Source organism: Mycobacterium sp. ELW1 (assembly GCF_008329905.1).
In the GTDB taxonomy this organism is placed as follows: domain Bacteria; phylum Actinomycetota; class Actinomycetes; order Mycobacteriales; family Mycobacteriaceae; genus Mycobacterium.
In genome coordinates this window covers 5,131,511-5,151,633 of record NZ_CP032155.1, presented here as the reverse complement: position 1 = coordinate 5,151,633, position 20,123 = coordinate 5,131,511, and the positions used below count along the sequence as shown (strand labels likewise).

Annotated in this window: 18 protein-coding genes; 17 read left to right on the top strand and 1 reads right to left on the bottom strand. The window is 66.8% G+C overall.

The annotated features are described in order from the left end of the window. From D3H54_RS24570 to D3H54_RS24520, 11 genes are read left to right on the top strand one after another with little or no spacing between them, the layout of a single operon-like run. The gene (locus tag D3H54_RS24570) at window positions 1–1,341 is read left to right on the top strand and encodes an MCE family protein (protein WP_149382011.1); all 1,341 of its coding nucleotides are present in this window, start codon (window positions 1–3) and stop codon (window positions 1,339–1,341) included. Beyond that, window positions 1,338–2,366 (top strand): MCE family protein, encoded by a 1,029-nt coding sequence (locus D3H54_RS24565; RefSeq protein WP_149382009.1) that lies wholly within the window; start codon window positions 1,338–1,340, stop codon window positions 2,364–2,366. Before D3H54_RS24570 ends, D3H54_RS24565 begins: the two co-directional genes overlap by 4 nt. Next, window positions 2,363–3,694, top strand: a complete 1,332-nt coding sequence (locus D3H54_RS24560; RefSeq protein WP_149382007.1) for an MCE family protein — start codon at window positions 2,363–2,365, stop codon at window positions 3,692–3,694. Before D3H54_RS24565 ends, D3H54_RS24560 begins: the two co-directional genes overlap by 4 nt. A 2-nt stretch (window positions 3,695–3,696) precedes the next feature. Further along, window positions 3,697–4,992, top strand: coding sequence for an MCE family protein (locus tag D3H54_RS24555; RefSeq protein WP_149382005.1), 1,296 nt, complete (start codon window positions 3,697–3,699; stop codon window positions 4,990–4,992). Then, complete coding sequence (locus D3H54_RS24550; protein WP_149382003.1) at window positions 4,989–6,107, top strand: MCE family protein; 1,119 nt, start codon at window positions 4,989–4,991, stop codon at window positions 6,105–6,107. Before D3H54_RS24555 ends, D3H54_RS24550 begins: the two co-directional genes overlap by 4 nt. Then, entirely contained in the window at window positions 6,107–7,501 is a 1,395-nt protein-coding gene (locus D3H54_RS24545) for an MCE family protein (RefSeq protein WP_149382001.1), read from the top strand. The genes D3H54_RS24550 and D3H54_RS24545 overlap by 1 nt, the downstream gene beginning before the upstream one ends. Window positions 7,502–7,544: 43 nt before the next feature. Further along, window positions 7,545–7,985, top strand: a complete 441-nt coding sequence (locus D3H54_RS24540) for an SRPBCC family protein (protein ID WP_149381999.1) — start codon at window positions 7,545–7,547, stop codon at window positions 7,983–7,985. Between the two features lie 33 nt (window positions 7,986–8,018). Next, window positions 8,019–8,462, top strand: a complete 444-nt coding sequence (locus D3H54_RS24535; protein ID WP_149381997.1) for an SRPBCC family protein — start codon at window positions 8,019–8,021, stop codon at window positions 8,460–8,462. A 14-nt stretch (window positions 8,463–8,476) separates the two neighbouring features. Beyond that, the gene (locus D3H54_RS24530) at window positions 8,477–9,556 is read left to right on the top strand and encodes a CaiB/BaiF CoA transferase family protein (protein ID WP_149381995.1); all 1,080 of its coding nucleotides are present in this window, start codon (window positions 8,477–8,479) and stop codon (window positions 9,554–9,556) included. A gap of 59 nt (window positions 9,557–9,615) precedes the next feature. After that, window positions 9,616–10,068 carry an SRPBCC family protein gene (locus D3H54_RS24525; RefSeq protein WP_149381993.1) on the top strand — a complete coding sequence of 151 codons (453 nt, stop codon included), beginning with the start codon at window positions 9,616–9,618 and terminating at the stop codon, window positions 10,066–10,068. Between the two features lie 39 nt (window positions 10,069–10,107). Further along, entirely contained in the window at window positions 10,108–11,022 is a 915-nt protein-coding gene (locus D3H54_RS24520; RefSeq protein ID WP_149381991.1) for an LLM class F420-dependent oxidoreductase, read from the top strand. Here the strand turns inward: D3H54_RS24520 and D3H54_RS24515 are convergent. Next, complete coding sequence (locus D3H54_RS24515) at window positions 10,996–12,210, bottom strand: pyridoxal phosphate-dependent aminotransferase (RefSeq protein ID WP_149381989.1); 1,215 nt, start codon at window positions 12,208–12,210, stop codon at window positions 10,996–10,998. The genes D3H54_RS24520 and D3H54_RS24515 overlap by 27 nt on opposite strands. A gap of 59 nt (window positions 12,211–12,269) precedes the next feature. On the opposite strand from D3H54_RS24515, the gene D3H54_RS24510 reads away from it, so the two are divergent. The 6 genes from D3H54_RS24510 (at window position 12,270) to D3H54_RS24485 (ending at window position 20,118) form a co-directional block, all read left to right on the top strand. Next, on the top strand, window positions 12,270–12,920 hold the full coding sequence (locus tag D3H54_RS24510) for a C39 family peptidase (RefSeq protein WP_149381987.1): 651 nt from the start codon (window positions 12,270–12,272) through the stop codon (window positions 12,918–12,920). A gap of 113 nt (window positions 12,921–13,033) precedes the next feature. Beyond that, a complete protein-coding gene (locus tag D3H54_RS24505; RefSeq protein ID WP_149381985.1) occupies window positions 13,034–14,245 on the top strand; it encodes an acetyl-CoA C-acetyltransferase in 1,212 nt (403 codons plus the stop codon). Window positions 14,246–14,249: 4 nt separating this feature from the next. Then, window positions 14,250–16,394: a 3-hydroxyacyl-CoA dehydrogenase NAD-binding domain-containing protein gene (locus D3H54_RS24500; RefSeq protein ID WP_149381983.1), complete on the top strand. Its 2,145-nt coding sequence runs from the start codon at window positions 14,250–14,252 to the stop codon at window positions 16,392–16,394. Between the two features lie 93 nt (window positions 16,395–16,487). Then, window positions 16,488–17,984 carry a class I adenylate-forming enzyme family protein gene (locus D3H54_RS24495; RefSeq protein ID WP_149381981.1) on the top strand — a complete coding sequence of 499 codons (1,497 nt, stop codon included), beginning with the start codon at window positions 16,488–16,490 and terminating at the stop codon, window positions 17,982–17,984. Window positions 17,985–18,599: 615 nt separating this feature from the next. Then, on the top strand, window positions 18,600–19,589 hold the full coding sequence (locus tag D3H54_RS24490) for an LLM class F420-dependent oxidoreductase (protein WP_149381978.1): 990 nt from the start codon (window positions 18,600–18,602) through the stop codon (window positions 19,587–19,589). A 109-nt stretch (window positions 19,590–19,698) separates the two neighbouring features. Next, a complete protein-coding gene (locus tag D3H54_RS24485) occupies window positions 19,699–20,118 on the top strand; it encodes a Zn-ribbon domain-containing OB-fold protein (RefSeq protein ID WP_149381976.1) in 420 nt (139 codons plus the stop codon). Window positions 20,119–20,123 lie beyond the last annotated feature (5 nt).

Here is a 20,123-nt window from a genome sequence, read left to right as displayed (position 1 = left end):
GTGGTGAATTCCTCACGACGGGGCAAGATTGATCCGATCTGGTGGGCCCCGGTGTTGATCGTCGTGGTCGCCGCACTGATCACCATGACCGCCCTGCTGTTCACCGGTACCCTGCGTAAAACCGTTCCGCTGACCCTTATTTCAGATCGGGTCGGCCTGGTCATGGAGGACGGCGCCAAGGTCAAACTGCGCGGCGTGCAGATCGGTTCGGTGTCCGGGGTCGGTACCCAACGCGGCCCGGGCGGCGTCACCCTCTCGACTCTGAACCTGAAGATGGACCCCGGGCCGTTCCAGTACCTTCCGGGAAACGTCGAAGCAGAGATCAAGTCCAGCACCGCTTTCGGCGCCAAGTACGTGGACATGATCATCCCGTCGGATGGTGCCGGGTCCTTGAAGCCCGGAGCGGTGGTTCGTTCCCGCAACGTGACCGTCGAGGTGAACACGGTCTTCGAAAACCTGCAGTCGGTGGTGCAGTCGATCGACCCGGCGAAGCTGAACGCCGTGCTGTCGGCGGTGGCCGACGCGGTGCGGGGCAAGGGTGAGCGAATCGGCCACGCCATCACCGACGCCAACACCGTGTTGCTCGCCGTGAACCCGAGAATGTCTACCGTGCAACAAGACTGGCAGCTGTTCGGCCAGACCGCCCAGGCCTATTCGAATGCGGCGCAGAACATCCTGTCGATCCTCGACAACTTCACCACCACGAGTGACACCATCACCACCAATGCCGGGGCGCTCGACGGCCTACTGCTGTCAGCGGTCGGCTTCTCCCAGTCGGGCATCAACGCCATCGGCGCCAACCAGCCCAACCTGGTCCGCGCGATGAACGTCCTCGACCCCACCACGGCGCTGTTCATGAAGTACTCACCCACCTACACCTGCCTGTTCCAGGGCGCCCAGTGGTTCCTGGAGAACGGCGGCCGTGATGCCATGGGCGGCAACGGAAAATCAGTGATCATGGATGCGGCGCTGCTGGCCGGTGACGATCCCTACCGCTATCCCGACAACCTTCCGATCGTCAACGCCAAAGGCGGACCCGGCGGCACGCCGAGCTGCGGCTCGCTGCCCGACGCCAGCAAGAACTTCCCGGTCAAATATCTGGTCACCGATACCGGATTCGGGACCGGCCTGGACGTACGGCCCAACCCCGGCATCGGGTTCCCCGGCTTCGCCAACTATTTCCCGGCCACCAAAGGCGTGCCCGAAGCGCCCAAGATCCGCTATCCGGGCGGACCCGCCCCGGGACCGCTGCCGCCCTACCCGGGGGCGCCTGCCTACGGCGCACCGGAATTCGCGCCGGACGGCACCCCGCTGTACCCGACGTCGGGAAGTCAGCCATGAGGTCGCGGACAGCGCGGTCGGTCACACGGGTGACGCTCTTTTCCGTCATGTGCCTGGTGTTCATGTTCGGCCTCGTCACGGTGTTCGGGCAGTTCCGCTTCGACTCACGAGCCACGTATCACGCGGTGTTCACCAACGTGTCGGGGCTCAAGGGGGGCAACTTCGTCCGGATCGCCGGCGTCGAGATCGGCAAGGTCGGTGACATGACCCTGCACAAGGACGGCACGGTCACCGTGGACTTCGCCATCGACAAGGGCCTGCAGCTCACCGAGGGCACCCGAGCCGTCGTGCGCTACGAGAACCTCATCGGCGACCGCTACCTGTCCCTGGAGGAAGGCCCCGGTTCGGTGCGCAAACTCCAACCGGGACAAACAATTCCGACTGCTCGAACGTCGCCTGCACTCGATGTCGACGCACTGATCGGGGGGTTCCGGCCGTTGTTCCGCGCCCTGGACCCCGATCAGGTGAACGCGCTGTCCGGCGAGCTGCTGCGGGTGTTCCAGGGTCAGGGCGGCACCATCTCGTCGGTGCTGGCCCAGACCTCGGCGCTGACCACGACGCTGGCGGGCCGCGACCAGCTTATCGGTCAGGTCATCACCAACCTCAACACCGTTCTGGGCACGTTCGCCACCCGGGACGAACAGTTCTCGACAGGCCTGGACAAGCTCTCCCAACTCGTCCAGGGACTCGCCGAGCGCCGCACCGATATCGGCAACGGGGTGGCCTACATCAACGCGGCGGCGGACTCGGTCGCCGACCTGCTCACCGCCGCTCGGCAGCCGATCAAGGACACCGTGGTGCAGACCGACCGGTTCGCCGGTCAGGTGATGGCCGACCACGACTACGTCGACGATCTGGTCAAGACCCTGCCCGACGCCTATCAGGTGCTGTCCCGCAACGGCTTGTACGGCGACTACTTCGGCTTCTATCTCTGCGACGCGATCCTCAAGGTCAACGGCAAGGGCGGCCAGCCGGTCTTTGTCAAACTGGCCGGCCAGGATACGGGACGGTGCACACCGAAATGACACGAATCAGGTTGAAGCGCCCCACCTTCACGCCGCTGGCCGAACGCAATCGGCTGACTGTCGGTCTGGTCGGAGTGTTGGTTCTGGCCGCGGTCATGGTGGCTGTGTTCTCCTACGACAAGATCCCGTTCATCAAGGGGACATCGGACTTCTCCGCATACTTCAACGATGCCGGGGGCATCAAGACCGGTAGTGACGTACGCGTCTCCGGCCTCGGGGTGGGCCGCGTCTCCGGCATCACGTTGCAGGGCAACAAGGTTCTGGTCGATTTCACCGTGCGTGACAGTGTCGAACTCGGCGACCGCACCGAGGCCGCGATCAAGACCGAAACCGTGCTGGGCACCAAGTATCTGGAGCTGACGCCCCGCGGGGACGGATCGCTGAAGGGCCCGATCCCTGTGGAGCGCACCACCTCGCCGTATGACCTGACCGATGCGCTGGGCGATCTGACCACCACCATCAGCGGCCTGGACACCTCCCAGCTGTCCTCGGCGCTCACCACCCTGGCCGACACCTTCAAAGACACCCCGCCCGACCTGAAGCTCGCGCTGGAGGGTGTGGCCCGGTTCTCCGACACCATCAACACCCGCGACGCGAAGCTGCGCGATCTGCTGTCGAACGCCAACAAAGTCACCGCGGTGCTGGCCAAGCGCAGCGATCAGATCGCCCAACTGGTGTCGGACGCCAATGCGCTTCTGGCCGAATTGCTTTCGCAACGCCAGTCCGTCGACGCGCTGATGGGCAACCTGGCCGCGGTATCCGCCCAGATATCCGGGCTGGTCAACGACAACCGCACCCAGCTCAAACCCGCCGTCGACAAGCTCAACGGAGTGCTCGGCATCTTGGACAACCGGAAGAAGGAACTGCAACGCACCCTCTACCTGCTGCGGCGATATGCGATGTCATTCGGTGAGGTGCTGGGTTCGGGGCCGTTCTTCAAGGCCTCGCTGGTGAATCTGGCGCCGGGCCAGTTCTCCCAGCCGTTCATCGACGCGGCGTTCTCCGACCTGGGGCTCGACCCCAATGTGAAACTTCCCTCGGAGCTGGTGGACCCGGGCGTCGGGCAGCCCGCCACCCCACCCCTGCCGGTGCCGTTCCCGCGGACCGGTCAGGGTGGCGAGCCGAATCTGACGCTGCCCGACGCGATCACCGGCAATCAGGATCCCAACCTGCCCGCGCAGTTCCCGGGCCGCTATCCCTACCGGGAGCCGCTGCCCGCGCCGCCGCCCGGCGGCCCGCCACCGGGACCGCCGGCGCTGGGACCCGCCCCCGGCGAACTGCCACCGCCGACCGTGCCGCCGCTACCGCCGCCTGACAGGGGGAACTGACGATGGTGCAGCGCCATCGCCGAGCGACGCAGATCGTCACCGGGATCAGCCTGGTGGTGCTGCTCGCCGCCGGGATCGTCGTCGCGGCCACCGGGTGGGGACGCCACGTCGCCCGCAACACCTACGTCGCCTACTTCTCCAACACCAACGGTCTGTACACCGGCGATGAGATCCGCATCCTCGGCGTCGCCGTCGGCACCGTGGACAAGATCGAGCCGCAACAGGATTCGGCCAAAGTCACCTTCTCGGTTGACAATCAGTACCGCGTCCCGGCCGACGTGAAGGCGGCGATCCTTTCCCCGTCACTGGTCTCCGCCCGGGCCATCCAACTGGTTCCGGCCTACTCCAGCGGACCGACCCTGGCCGACGGCGCCAGCATCCCGATCGAGCGGACAGCCGTCCCCATCGAATGGGACGACCTACGCCGGCAGCTGGAAAAGCTCACCGGCTCACTGCAGCCCACCACCCCCGGCGGCCCCAGCGCACTCGGCGAGTTCATCAACACCACCGCCGACAATCTGCGAGGCGAAGGTGACACCGCCCGCGACACCGTCATCAAGCTGTCCCAGGCGACCTCGGCGCTGGGCGATCACGCCAGTGACATCTTCGGCACTGTGCGCAACCTGCAGCTCCTGGTCTCCGCCCTGTCGTCCAGCAGCGATCTACTCGCCTCGTTCAACACCAATCTGGCCGACGTCACCGCGGTCCTGTCCAACTCGCCCAACGAGATTGCCGACGCCACCCATGGTCTGGACGCCGCGGTCAACGACCTGCGCGGTTTCGTCGGCGACAACCGAGACGGCCTCGGGCAAGCGTTCGATCACCTCAACGCGATCACCACCGCGCTCAACGACAGCCGCGGCGACATCAAGCAGGCGTTGCACATCGCACCCACGGTATTCAGCAACTTCACCAACATCTATCAGCCTGCGCAGAGCGCCATCACCGGCATCCTGGCGCCGGTGAACTTCGCAGACACCGTCCAATTCATCTGCAGCTCAATTCAATCCGCGTCCCGCGAAGGCGCCGAGCAGTCGGCAAAGCTGTGCACGCAGTATCTGGCGCCGATCATCAAGAATCGTCAGTACAACTATCCGCCGCTCGGGATCAACCCGTTCGTCGGCGCCGTTGCGCGGCCCAACGAAATCACCTACAGCGAAGACCGGCTCAACCCGCACCTGCCGCCGGTCGACGGGGCAGGCGCGCTCGCCGCCGAAGTACCGGGCGCCGCGCCCGCCACGCCGACGGACCCGGGCGCCGGGCTCGAGGGATTGATGGTGCCGGGAGCCTCCCCGTGAGGCGGCTGCTGGCCGGCGTCCTCGCCGTCACGTGCCTGGCGGTCGCCGGCTGTGAATGGCGCGGGCTGAACTCGTTGAGCCTGCCGGGGACCACCGGCACCGGGCCCGGCTCGTACACCGTCCAGGCGCAGCTGCCCGATGTGGTGACGATTCAGCAGAACACCAGGGTTCGCGTGGCCGACGTCAACGTCGGCAACGTCACCAGGATCGAAGTCCAGGGCTGGCACGCACTGGTCACGATGCGTCTCGACGGCGACGTCCACCTACCGGCCAACAGCACGGCGAAGGTCGGGCAGACCAGCCTCTTGGGCTCCATGCACATCGAACTGGCCCCGCCCACCGACCAAGCCCCGCAAGGCGAGCTCAAGGACGGTTCGTTGATCCCGCTGGACCGGGCCAGCACCTATCCCACCACCGAGCAGACGCTGGCGTCGGTGTCGGTACTGCTCAACGGCGGCGGACTGGGCCAACTACAGGAGATCAACCACGCCTTCGCCACCGCGCTGACCGGGCGCGAGAGCGACATGAAAAGCCTTCTGACACAGCTGGATACCTTCATCGACCGGCTCAACAGTCAAACCGACGACATCATCACCGCCACCGAGCGGCTCAACGACCTGGCCGGGCAGGTCGCCGCGAAGGATCAGACCGTCGACAAAGCGCTCACGACGATCCCGCAAGCCCTTGCGGTCCTGGCAGATTCGCGCACCAAGCTGGCCAACGCGATCGACGCGCTGGGCAAGTTCGGCGCGATCGCGGCCGATACCGTCCATCAGACCAAACAGTCGCTGGTGGACAACCTGCGCAACATCGCGCCGGTCCTGCGCGAGCTCGCCAATGCCGGTCCCGCCCTGACCAGGGGACTGGACTTCCTGTCCACCTATCCGTGGGTGAAAAGCACCATCCCGAACTGGTTTCGCGGTGACTTCGCGAACATCAGCCTGGTCATCGACCTCACTCTGAGCCGGATCGACAGCAGCCTGTTCACCGGCACCCGGTGGGAGGGCAACCTGACCGAACTCGAAATGCAATGGGGCCGGACCATCGGCCAGATGCCCAGCCCCTACACCGCGGTGAACCCGTTGATCGCTCCCTACCACTTCGGGGGCTACTAGTGATTCGGCTGTCGCGCCAGATCTGGACCCAGCTGGCCATCCTGGGGGCGGTGACCGTGATCTCCGTCGGGGTCATGGCGTTCGGGTTCGTCAATGTGCCTGCGCTGTTTGGGATCGGGCGCTACAACGTCACAGTCGAGCTGCCCACGTCAGGTGGGCTATACCCGACCTCGGTGGTGACCTATCGCGGCACCGAGGTCGGCCGCGTCACCTCGATCGACGTCACCCGCACCGGTGTGCGCGCGGTGCTGAAGCTGGACTCCGGCACCCCGGTTCCCGCCCCCGTCACGGCCGCCGTGCACAGCCGCTCGGCCGTCGGTGAACAGTTCCTGGAGCTGACCCCGCAACCTGGAGCGCGTGAGAAGCTTCGTGACGGCGATGTCATCCCCGCCGCGGAGGTTCAGACCCCGCCCGACATCGGGCGGCTGCTCGACGCGACCAATACTGCGCTGCAAGCGATTCCGCAGGACAATCTGCGTACCGTCGTCGACGAGGCGGCAACTGCCGTCGGCGGCCTCGGACCCGAATTGTCCCGCATTGTCGACGGGTCGACAGCGCTGGCCGTCGAGGGCGCCAAGACCGTCGGCCCGCTGACCCAGCTGATCGACCAGTCACCGCCGGTGCTCAACTCCCAAGTGCAGACGTCTGATTCCATTGCGGCCTGGGCGGCGCACATGGCGTCGATCACCGCGCAGTTCACGGCGCAGGACCGCGCCTTCGCCGACCTGCTCAACACCGGTGGCCCTGCGCTGGAGGAGGGCCGGGCGCTGTTCGACCGGATCGCGCCCACCCTGCCCGTACTTCTGGCCAACCTGGTGAGCCTCGGCGACATCGCGGTCACCTACCGCAACGACATCGAACAGCTACTGGTGCTGTTCCCGCAGGGCACATCGGTCATGCAGGCGATCACCGTCGCCGACTCCGGCGTCAAGCAGTCCTACCGCGGCATCTACCTCGACTTCAATCTCAACCTCAATCTGCCGCCGCCCTGCAACACCGGGTTCCTGCCCGTCCAGCAGCAGCGTTCACCGTCCGACGTCGACTACCCGGAGCGGCCGGCCGGCGACCTGTACTGCCGGATCCCGCAGGACTCGAACATGAATGTCCGTGGTGTGCGCAATATTCCGTGTGAGAACAACCCGGCCAAGCGCGCCCCGACCGTCGAGATGTGCGAAAGCGACGAGAATTACGTGCCACTCAACGACGGGTTCAACTGGAAGGGCGATCCCAACGCGACCTTCTCCGGCCAGGGCGTGCCGCAGTACGCGCCGGGCCAGGACCCGCGGCTGCCACCGCCCCAGGGCACCGGCGCCGCTGCGCCGCCGCTCGTCATCGGCCAGCACGGCCCGGGCAACAAGACCTGGCAATCCATGCTGGTGCCGCCGGCGTCGTAGGAATCCGCAGATAAACCGCGACTCAACCATTATGGTCACGCCCATGGCAGTCAAAGATTCCCGTGAGGTCGTGATCGAGGCCAGTCCTGAAGCGATCCTCGATGTCATCGCCGATGTCGAATCAACACCCACCTGGTCGCCGCAGTACCAGAGCGCAGAGGTGCTGGAGGCTTACGACGACGGCAGGCCGCACAAGGTGAAGATGAAGATCAAGGCGGCGGGTCTGACCGACGAGCAGATCGTCGAGTACACCTGGGCTGACAACGAGGTGAGCTGGACGCTGGTCAAGGCCGGCCAATTGCGTTCGCAAGACGCCAAGTACACGCTGACGCCCGACGGCGACAAGACCAGGCTGCGCTTCGACCTGTCGATCGATCTGGCCGTGCCGCTGCCCGGTTTCGTGGTCAAGCGCACCATCAAGGGTGCGATGGAGACCGCCACCGACGGCCTGCGCAAGCAGGTGTTGAAGGTCAGCAAGGGATAGTTTCGAAAACGCGCTCGCGGGCAACCGTGGGACATGGCTGTCACCGAAACCCGCGAGGTCACCATCGAGGCGACGCCCGAGGAGATCCTCGCCGTGCTGTTCGACCTCGAGTCGCTGCCGCAGTGGTCGCAGGCGCATCAGAAGGTGGAGGTGCTCGAGCGCGATTCCGACGGTCGCCCGAGCAGGTCGCGCCAGACGGTCAAGGTCGTCGGGGTCAACGACGAGCAGGTACTGGATTACGCCGTTCATCCCGACGGGGTCAGCTGGACCCTGGCCAGCTCCAGACAGCAACGCGCACAAGAGGGTCGGTACACACTCATCCCCGAGGGAGAGTCGACCAGGGTGCGGTTCGAGTTGACTGTCGACCCGCTGGTTCCGCTGCCCGGCTTCGTGATCAAACGGGGTGCCAAGGGTTTGATGGAGACCGCGACCGACGGGCTGCGCAAGCAGGTTCTGCGGTCCAAGAAGAACGGCTGAGCTACCTTTCAGTCGTGACGAACACCGGACCCCTGGCCGGGGTGAGAGTGATCGAGCTCGGCGGGATCGGCCCGGGGCCGCACGCCGGGATGATCTTGGCCGATCTCGGCGCCGACGTGGTGCGGGTGCGTAGGCCTGGCGGATTGCAGATGCCGCCGGAGAACGTGGACCTCATGCACCGCGGCAAACGGGTGGTCGACCTGGACGTGAAGTCGCAGCCCGGCGTCTTGCTCGACCTGGCCGCGAAAGGCGATGTTCTGTTGGACTGCTTTCGGCCCGGCACCTGTGAGCGCCTCGGCATCGGGCCCGACGACTGCGCCGCGGTCAACCCCCGGCTGATCTTCGCCCGCATCACCGGCTGGGGTCAGGACGGCCCGCTGGCGTCGACCGCCGGCCACGACATCAACTACCTGTCGCAGACCGGCGCGCTGAGCGCGATCGGGTACCGCGACCGCCCGCCGGTGGCACCACTGAACCTCGTCGCCGACTTCGGCGGCGGCTCGATGCTGGTGCTGCTCGGTATCGTCGCGGCCCTCTACGAACGGGAGAAGTCCGGCCAGGGCCAGGTGATCGACGCGGCGATGGTCGACGGGGTCAGCGTGCTGGCGCAGATGATGTGGACGATGAAAGCGACCGGCTCACTGGCCGACGAGCGCGAGTCCTTCCTGCTCGACGGGGGCGCGCCGTTCTACCGCACCTACTCCACCTCCGACGGCGGGTACATGGCGGTCGGGTCGATCGAGCCCCAATTCTTCGCCCAATTGCTGGCCGGGCTCGGGTTGCCAGCGGAGCAGGTGCCCGGCCAATTCGAGCGGGACCGCTACCCCGAGATGCGGGAGCTCTTCGCGACGACCTTCGCCGGTAAGACCCGTGCCGAGTGGACCGCGATCTTCGCCGGGACCGACGCATGCGTGACGCCGGTGCTGAGCTGGACCGAGGCCGCCGCAGGAGAACATCTTCTGGCGCGCCGCACCGTTATTAACGTTGATGGCACCGAACAGGCGGCGCCGGCGCCGCGGTTCTCCCGCAGTACCGCCGGACCCGTGGGGAAGCCGCCGCAAACCACCACATCGCTGGCGGACATCGACTGGTGACGCACCAACTCAGCGAAAGCCGACACAGCTGGCCCATTGAGTAACTAAGTTTGCTGATTGTGGCGGTACGGGCATCGCGCGAGATCGTGATCGACGCCCCGCCGGAGGCCATCCTCGATGCCATCGCCGATATCGAGGCGGCGCCGACGTGGTCGTCGGTCCACAAGCATGTCCATGTCGTGGATCGCTACCCCGACGGACGGCCGCGGCGGGTCAAGGTCACCGTCAAAGTGCTCGGGATCATCGACCACGAAATCGTCGAGTACCACTGGGGACGGGACTGGGTGGTCTGGGACGCCGACCGGACCGCACAGCAGCACGCCCAGCACGGCGAGTACACCCTGCGCCGGGAGGGGGACGCGACCCGAGTCCGGTTCGACCTCACCCTCGAGCCGTCGACGCCGCTGCCGCACTTCCTGGTCAAGCGCGCGAAGAAGGCGGTGCTGATCGCCGCGACCGAAGGACTGCGCGGCTTCGTGCTGAGCGGCAAGGGTTCGCTTCAACGCGAATAGATCGGAATGCTCGCCGGTCGGCGCGGTGTTGGGCCTGACATGACGACTGGAGTAGTACTGCTGCCCAATCCCGATGCCCCCAACGCCGTGGACGATGTCATCGCCCAGGCCCGAGCCGCGTACAGCGCCGGGGTGCGCCAGGTCTGGTTCGCCCAGCGCTTCGACCTCGACGCGATCACGCTGGCCGCGGTGGTCGGCGCCGCCGTGCCCGGTCTCGGTGTGGGAACGTCGGTGGTGCCGCTCAATCCGCGCCATCCGCTGATCGTCGCCTCGCTGGCGCAGACCGCGCAGGCCGCCAGCCACGGCAAGTTCAGCCTCGGCCTCGGGCTGGGCGCCCACGAACCCGAACGGGTGGCCTTCGGGCAGGCGTGGCCCCACACGATCGCCCGGCTTCGGGAGCATCTCACCGTGCTGCGGTCCGTATTCGACACCGGCGCAGTGCATTTCCATGGCTCCACGTTGTCCGCCGATCCGGCGTGGGATGTCCGGGTGCCCGGCGGCGCACCCGTGCCGGTGTATGTGGCGGCGATGGGTCCCCGCGCGCTGGCGGTCACCGGTGAACTGGCCGACGGCACCCTGCCGTATCTGGCGGGCCCCCGCACCATCGGCGAGTTCATCGTCCCGACAATCGGGAAGGCCGCCGCCGAGGCGGCTCGGCCCACACCGCGCGTCATCGCCGCGGTGCCGGTTCTGGTCACCGACGACGAGAGCGCCGGTCGGGCGATCGCCGCCGAGGAACTCGGCTTCTACACGACGATCCCGTCGTACCAGAATGTGATCGCTCGGGAGGGTGTGGACAGCGTCGCCGAACTCGCCGCCGTCGGCCCGGCCCAGTCCGTGGTGCGTCAGCTGCGGGCGTATCTCGACGCGGGCGCCACCGATCTGGTGCTCAGCCCGCTGCGATCGGAATCGACTCCGCCGCAGCCGCTATGGGAGGTCGCGGCCGCCCTGTAGTGCGCCGAGCCGGCGGATCGCCTCGTCGAGGGTGTCGTCGCGTTTGCAGAAAGCGAAGCGCACCAAGTGGTTCCACTCACCGATATGGGGTGAGTGCGGGTCGCAGAACGCCGACATCGGGATGGCCGCCACCCCGGCTTTGGTCGGTAACTCCGCGCAGAACTGGGTGCTGTCGGAATATCCCAGCGGCCGCGGGTCGGCGCACAGAAAGTAGGTGCCCGCGCTGTCGTGCACGCCGAAGCCCAACTCGGACAACGCCGCCGCCAGCCGATCGCGCTTGGCCTGCAACGAATCTCGCAGGTTGCGCACCCACGTCTCTTCGAAATTCAGCGCATAGGCCACCGCGGGCTGGAACGGGGCGCCGCCCACGTAGCTCAGGTATTGCTTGGCCGCCCGCACCCCGGCAATGAGATCCGGCTTGCCGCACACCCAGCCGATCTTCCAGCCGGTGCAGTTGAACATCTTGGCGGCACTGGAGATCGTCAGCGTGCGCTCGGCCATCCCCGGGTAGGCCGCCAGCGGCAGGTGTCGTTTGTCGTCGAACACCAGATGCTCGTAGACCTCATCGGTGATCACCAGCAAGTCGGCGTCGACGGCCAGTGCGGCCAGGGCCCGCAAGTCGCGGTCCGCGAGCACCATGCCGGTGGGGTTGTGCGGCGAGTTCACGATCAACGCCCGGGTTCTCGGCGTCACCGCTGCGCGCAGGGCGTCGACGTCGAGGGCGAAGCCGCGGCCGTCGGGCACCAGCGGCACCGGCACCCGCCGGCTGCCGGCCATCGCGATGACGGGGGAGTAGGAGTCGTAGAACGGCTCGATCAACAGCACGTCGGAGCCTGGCTCGACCAGGCCGAGGATGGCGGCCGCGATCGCCTCGGTGGCGCCGACGGTGACCAGGACCTCGGTCTCCGGGTCGTACTCCACGTCGTACTGCCGCTGGCGCTGGGCGGCGATCGCCTCGCGAAGCGGAGCGATGCCCAATCCGGGCGGATATTGATTGACGCCCTCGGCGATCGCCTGCTGCGCGGCCGCCAGCATTCCGGCTGGGCCGTCCTCGTCGGGGAACCCCTGGCCGAGGTTCACCGCACCGATCCGCGCAGCCAATGCCGACATCTCGGCGAAGATCGTCACCGCGTAGGGCTGCAGCCGCTCGACCGGAGCCGGACGGCCGGCGACGTGGGGACCCGTCATACCCGCGGAGCTTAGTCGGCGGGCCAAGTATCAGCGGTTTCGTCAATTACCATCGGCCGATGAGGTCACTGGTGCGCTCGGGCGCGGTCGCGATCGTCGCGGCGGTGGCGATCGTGCTCGGCCCGGGTATCGCGCACGCGGATCCCTCGGCTTCCCACACCGGTGTCTATGGTGACCCGGCCGCGGCCGCGCCGTACTGGGCGGCGCAGTCCTTGGAGGACAACTGCGGAGCCATGTCGGTCGCCGATATCGTCGGCCAGCTCACCGGGCAGCGGCCGACCGAGGAGCAGATCCTGAAGGTCGCCGAACACACCCCGTCTGAGATGAACCCCGGGACCATGATCTACACACCCAACACCGGCGGGATCTCCGTCGGTGACCTGCCGGCCCTGTTCACGCATTACGGCATCACCGCGGTGAACAGCGATACGTCGGGACCCGAGGCGACCGGCCTGAACGCGCTCGAGCAGTACCTCGGAGCCGGCCGCAAGGTGATCGCCTTCGTCAACTACGCCATCGTCGAGGACTCCAGCGACCAGCGGACCGCCGCGGATCACTTCGTCGTGGTCACCGGGGTCGACACGAACAAGAACGTCGTGCACCTCAACGATCCCGCTGCCGACGAGGCGAACACGAAGATCGCCGTGCCGGCCTTCATGAAGGCCTGGGACACCTCGAACGACGCGATCATCATCGCCCCGGCGGCCTGACCTGAGCGACTGCCCAACCATCCGGTTGGGCGGTCTTGGTAGGCTTCGCGGGCAGAGGACGACTGTCAACGATCGTCACGCCCAATTCCGAACAGGACCTGGAGAAAACACACATGTCCGAAGAAGCCTTCATCTACGAGGCCATCCGAACCCCGCGCGGTAAGCAGCGCGGCGGCGCGCTCAACGAGGTCAAGCCGATCAACCTCGTCGTCGGCCTGATCGACGAACTCCGCAGCCGGCATCCCGACCTTGACGAGACGCTGATCAGCGATGTCATTCTCGGTGTCGTCTCCCCGGTCGGCGACCAGGGCGGCGATATCGCCCGCACCGCCGTGCTGGCCGCAGGCCTGCCCGACACCACCGGCGGCGTGCAGCTCAACCGCTTCTGCGCGTCCGGCCTCGAGGCCGTCAACACCGCCGCGCAGAAGGTGCGCTCCGGCTGGGACGACCTGGTCCTGGCTGGTGGTGTCGAGTCGATGAGCCGCGTGCCGATGGGTTCCGACGGCGGCGCGATGTTCAGCGACGTCGTCGTGACGTATGACAACTACATCGCCCCGCAGGGCATCGGCGCCGACCTGATCGCCACCATCGAGGGCTTCTCCCGCGAGGACGTCGACGCGTACGCCGTCCGCTCGCAGGAGCGTGCCGCCGCGGCCTGGTCGGGCGGCTACTTCGCCAAGTCCGTCGTTCCGGTCCGCGACCAGAACGGCCTGCTGATCCTGGACCACGACGAACACATGCGCCCGGGTTCGACGGTGGAAAGCCTCGGCAAGCTGCGCACCGCGTTCGACGGCATCGGCTCGATGGGCGGCTTCGACGATGTGGCGCTGCAGAAGTACCACTGGATCGAGAAGATCAACCACGTCCACACCGGCGGTAACAGCTCGGGCATCGTCGACGGTGCCGCGCTGGTGCTCGTGGGCACCGAGAAGGCCGGCACGTCTCAGGGTCTGACCCCGCGGGCGCGCATCGTGGCGACCGCCACCAGCGGCGCCGACGCGACGATCATGCTGACCGGCCCCACCCCGGCCACCCGCAAGGTGCTCGACCGGGCCGGCCTGACGGTCGACGATATCGACCTGTTCGAACTGAACGAGGCCTTCGCCTCGGTGGTGCTCAAGTTCCAGAAGGACCTGAACATCCCCGACGAGAAGCTCAACGTCAACGGCGGCGCCATCGCGATGGGCCACCCGCTCGGCGCCACCGGCGCCATGATCCTGGGCACCATGGTCGACGAGCTGGAGCGCCGCAACGCCCGGCGTGCACTCGTCACCCTGTGCATCGGCGGCGGCATGGGTGTCGCGACCATCATTGAGAGGGTTTAACAACATGGCAGAGAACACCATTCAGTGGGACCAGGATGCCGACGGCATCGTCACGCTGACGCTCGATGACCCCACCGGGTCGGCGAACGTGATGAACGAGCACTACACCGAGTCGATGAACAAGGCCGTAGAACGCCTTGTCGCCGAAAAGGATTCGATCACGGGCGTCGTCATCACCAGCGCGAAGAAGACCTTCTTCGCCGGCGGCGACCTGAAGTCGATGATCCACCTCGGCCCGGAGAACGCCGGCGAAGCCTTCAGCACGGTGGAAACCGTCAAGAAGGCGCTGCGCACCCTGGAGACGTTCGGCAAGCCGGTCGTCGCCGCGATCAACGGCGCCGCGCTCGGCGGCGGCCTGGAGATCGCGCTGGCCACCCACCACCGGATCGCGGCCGACGTCAAGGGCAGTGTCCTTGGCCTGCCCGAGGTTTCGCTGGGCCTGCTGCCCGGCGGCGGCGGCGTCACCCGCACCGTGCGGATGCTCGGCATCCAGAACGCGTTCATGACCGTGCTGAGCCAGGGCACCCGCTTCAAGCCGGCCAAGGCCAAGGAGATCGGCTTGGTCGACGAATTGGTCGGCAGCATCGACGAATTGGTGCCCGCCGCCAAGGCGTGGATCAAGGCCAATCCCGAGGCGTTCGAACAGCCCTGGGACAAGAAGGGTTACAAGATGCCGGGCGGTACTCCGTCCAGCCCGGCGCTCGCGGCCATTCTGCCGTCGTTCCCGGCACTGCTGCGCAAGCAGCTCAAGGGCGCGAATATGCCTGCGCCCAAGGCGATCCTGGCCGCGGCCATCGAGGGCGCGCAGGTCGACTTCGATACCGCCAGCCGGATCGAGAGCCGCTACTTCACCGAGCTGGTCACCGGCCAGGTCGCGAAGAACATGATCCAGGCGTTCTTCTTCGACATGCAGTTCATCAGCTCGGGCGGCTCGCGGCCCGAGGGCATCGGCAAGACCCCGATCACGAAGATCGGTGTCCTCGGTGCCGGCATGATGGGCGCCGGAATCGCCTACGTCTCGGCCAAGGCCGGTTATGACGTCGTGCTCAAGGACGTCAGCATCGAAGCCGCCGAGAGGGGCAAGAACTACTCGGAGAAGCTCGAGGCCAAGGCCCTCGAACGCGGCAAGACCACGCAGGAGAAGAGCGACGCCCTGCTGGCCCGGATCACCCCGAGTGCCGACCCCGCCGACTTCAAGGGTGTCGACTTCGTCATCGAAGCGGTCTTCGAGAGCCAGGAACTCAAGCACCAGGTCTTCCAGGAGATCGAGGACATCGTCGAGCCCAACGCACTGCTGGGCTCGAACACCTCGACGCTGCCGATCACCGGTCTTGCCACCGGGGTGAAGCGCCAGGAAGATTTCATCGGGATCCACTTCTTCTCACCCGTCGACAAGATGCCGCTGGTCGAAATCATCAAGGGCGAGAAGACGTCTGACGAAGCCCTGGCCCGGGTGTTCGACTACACCCTGGCCATCGGCAAGACCCCGATCGTCGTCAACGACAGCCGCGGCTTCTTCACCAGCCGCGTCATCGGCACGTTCGTCAACGAGGCGCTGGCCATGCTCGGCGAGGGTGTCGCCCCCGCCAGCATCGAGCACGCGGGCGGTCAGGCCGGTTACCCGGCCGCGCCACTGCAGCTCTCCGATGAGCTCAACCTGGAGCTCATGCACAAGATCGCTGTCGCGTCGCGCAAGGGCATCGAAGATGCGGGTGGCACCTACGAGGCGCACCCGGCCGAGGCGGTCGTCGAGAAGATGATCGAGATCGGCCGGCCGTCACGGCTGAAGGGCGCGGGCTTCTACGAGTACGTCGACGGCAAGCGCACCCAGCTGTGGCCCGGGCTCAAGGAGACGTTCAACTCCGGCACCTCCGAGATTCCCATCCAGGACATGGTCGACCGCATGCTGTTCGCCGAGGCGCTGGAAACCCAGAAGTGCATCGACGAAGGCGTGTTGACGACGACGGCTGACGCCAACATCGGCTCGATCCTCGGCATCGGCTTCCCGCCGTGGACCGGCGGCTCGGCGCAGTTCATCGTCGGCTACGAGGGTCCGGCCGGCATCGGCAAGGAAGCCTTCGTCGCGCGGGCCAAGGAGCTCGCGGCCAAGTACGGCGAGCGGTTCAACCCGCCGGCGTCGCTGCTGTAGCCGACCGTCGCCACCAGACGCGAACGTCCCCGAAACCCCGGTGTTTCGGGGACGTTTGCGTCTGCTCGGCCGGCGACCGTTAGCGTGAGGCGGGTGAGCGAGAGCGCCGCAACGATCAGCGGCCGGCTGGCCGCCAGCCTGGCCGGCTACGGCGACGCGCCCTGCATCGAGTTCAACGGGCGCTGGTACACCGGTCACGAGATCGCCGCGTACGCCCGTGCCATCGACGATGCACTTCGGCTGGCCGGCGTCGCAGACGGCGCGACCGTGGCAGTGGTGGCCCGCAACCGTCCACCCCATGCGGCGGCGGTGATCGGATTGCTCGGCGGCGGCCGGTGGGTGCCGATGATCTATTCCTTCCAGTCGGCCGAGGCGATCGGTCGGGACATCGAAAAGCTGGAGCCGGCCGCGGTCGTCGCCGACCGGGAGGACTGGACCGAGCCGGTGATCGCCGCCGCCCGGCGCGCAGGCACCGCCGGTATCGCGGTGTCACTGACGCCGCCCACCGTGGAGCTCGTGGCCGGAATCGACCGGGTGTTGCCGCGCCTGGCCTCCTCCGGCCGGGATGGCTCGACCGGTCTGCAGGTACTCACCAGCGGTACGACCGGGCCGCCCAAGCGGCACCCGATTCCGGCCTCCGTGCTGGAGCACACCGTGTCCAGCGTGGCGATCACCGGCGCCTCCGCCGACGAGCCACCCGAGCTGATGTATTGGCCACTCGGCGGCATCGGCGGCGTCTGCCAGCTGATCACCGGCGCCTACCTCGGCAAGCGGATCGCTCTTCTGGAGAAGTTCAGTGTCGCCGACTGGGTGCGGGTGGTGAAGACCTACGGCATCCGGCGCTGCGGTCTGCAGCCGGCCGCGGTACGCATGCTCCTGGATGCCGACCTGCGCCGCGACGACCTCGGCTCGCTCGAATACGTGATCAGCGCAGCGGGGCCGCTGGACCCCGAGACCCGTGACGCGTTCGAGGACAGGTACGGCGTTCCCGTTCTGTTGGCTTATGGCGCAACCGAATTCGCCGGCTCGGTGTGCACCTGGACCCCCGATCTCTATCGGGAGTTCGGTGCTGCCAAGCGTGCAAGCTCGGGACGGGTGATGCCCAACACCGAGGTCCGCATCATCGACCCGACCGGCGACAGCGAGGTGCCGACCGGCGAGCAGGGTGTGCTCGAAGCCAAGATCGCATCCATCAGTCCGGAGTGGATCCGTACCAACGACCTCGCCTCCATCGACGCCGACGGTTTCATTACCTTGCACGGCCGCGCCGACGGGGCGATCAATCGCGGCGGATTCAAGGTCCTGCCGGAGACCGTTCGCCGAGTCCTGGTGGGCCACCCGTCGGTGCGCGACGCCGCCGTCGTCGGCGTACCCGATCCCCGGCTCGGCGAAGTGCCGTTCGCGGCGGTGGAGACGGTCCCCGGCGCCCCGGCGCCCGACCCGGCTGACCTTGTCGCCCGGGTCCGCGATGCGCTGCCCAAGCACCACGTGCCCGTCGAGGTGGTCGTCGTCGCTGAGCTCCCGCGTAACCAGTCGCTCAAAGTTTCGCTTCGTGACATAGCCGCGATGTACTCCCGCGGCGCGGAGTAGACGGGGCCCGATCCGGGGCATTGCCAGCACGCACGACAGTGCGCCGACACCCGGCGCGGCGGACGGTTCACGCCGCCGGCGGCGCGCTGCAAAATCGCAAATCCGCTACCCGAACTTTCGGATGGGTGTGACCTGGGATAAATACCGGCGGCAGTCGGTACGAGCAAACTCTCATGCGTTCACCCGTATGCCGAATCGTGGCCTCGGTTGCTGAGCGAATTGCCCTATTCGACACTTGGCGCACCATTTGCCGCGAACGCGGTTTCGGATGACAGCACCTGATCTGGCGGTATGTCCAAAGTGGATAGCGGAACGAGTGCTCGCGATTCATTTGCCTGCGGGATCAAGATTTTTTGCTGAATTACGCCGTCTCAGCTTGCTCTCAGCTAGTTTTTACGGTGTGATGGGCATTACGCCAGGGGAATGAGGAGGCAAGGGGGAGCATTGGCCCCTCCCGTATGGGAGGGGCCGATTGCCGTCCAGGGGTCTTAACTCCGCCGGCCGGACCGGGATAGCTGCGCCGGTGGCATATCACCGTCACGGACCGGACCGAGCCTCTCGGTTGCCGCCGACGGCGCTCTGGTCGGGTGACGCGCTCGTCCGTAGAGTCGGGCCATGCGCTTCGGACTGTTCATCCCGCAGGGCTGGCGACTGGATCTGGCCGGCATTCCCACTGAAAAGCACTGGCAGGTAATGCGTGATCTGGCCGATCACGCCGATGCGGGTCCATGGGACTCGCTCTGGGTCTACGACCATTTCCATACCGTGCCGATCCCGACCGACGAGGCCACCCACGAGGCGTGGACCCTGATGGCGGCCTACGCGGCGACCACCTCCCGGATCAAACTCGGCCAGATGTGCACGGCGATGAGCTATCGCAACCCCGTCTACCTGGCCAAGGTGGCGGCCACCACCGACATCATCTCCGGGGGTCGCGTGCAGATGGGCATCGGCGGTGGGTGGTACGAGCACGAATGGCGGGCCTACGGGTACGGCTTCCCGTCCGCCGGCGTCCGGTTGGCCCGACTCGACGAAGGCGTGCAGATCATGCGGGACGCCTGGCGCGACGGGAAGGTGAGTTTCGCCGGCAAGCAGTATCAGGTCGACGGGGCGATCGTGGCGCCGAAGCCATTGCAGGAGAACGGGATTCCGCTGTGGATCGCCGGCGGTGGCGAGAAGGTCACGCTCAAGATCGCGGCGAAGTACGCGCAGTACACCAACTTCACCTCCGAGCCGGACGGGTTCGCGCACAAGTCACAGGTGCTCGCCGAGCACTGCCGCGAGGTGGGAACGGACTTCGGCGCCATCGTCCGCTCGGCCAACGTCAACGCGATCCTCGGCACGTCGGCCGACGACGTCACGGCGCGGGTGAAGCGGGTGCGCGACCGGCTGTCCGGTGTCTGCGGTGATGCGGCCGCCGACGCGATGATGACGACGGTCAGTGCGCCGGGGTCGGCGGCGGGCACACCCGAGCAGGTCATCGCGAGCCTGACGGCGCTGCGAGATCTGGGGTGCGAGTACGTCATCTGCTACTTCCCGGAGGCGGCCTACGACCGGTCCGGCATCGAACTGTTCGAGCGCGAGGTGATGCCCGCGCTCATGTGAGCTCGTGCTGCCCGAGAAGGGCGTGCATTCAGATGAGAATGCGGTTTCCATTCGTGGCCAACAGTGTTGTACGATCCGGCTACCGATTTGGACTACGAAGGATGCCGCTATGCAGAAGGCCCTGGCGCCCGAAATCTCCACTTGGCCCGCTGACAACCCGCAGCTGATCGGCAGTGAATGTGCCAGCTGTTCGGCCGTGGTCTTTCCCAGCCAGGACCGGTGCCCGCGGTGCAGCGCGGGCGGCATGACCGAGGTGATGTTGCCGCGCCGCGGCACGCTGGTGGCCTGGACCACGCAGGGTTTCGCGCCCGGAGCGCCCTACATCGGCCCCACCGGCAAGGATTTCGTGCCGTTCGGCGTCGGCCTGGTGCAACTCGAGGACGTCGTGCGCGTCGAGGGTCGGCTCACCGAGAACGACCCGGAAAAGCTGAAGTGGGGCATGGACGTCGAGCTCACCATGATCCCGTTCGCGACCGACGCCGACGGCAATGAGGTCGTCACGTTTGCGTTCGCACCGGTAGGGGCGTGAGCGGC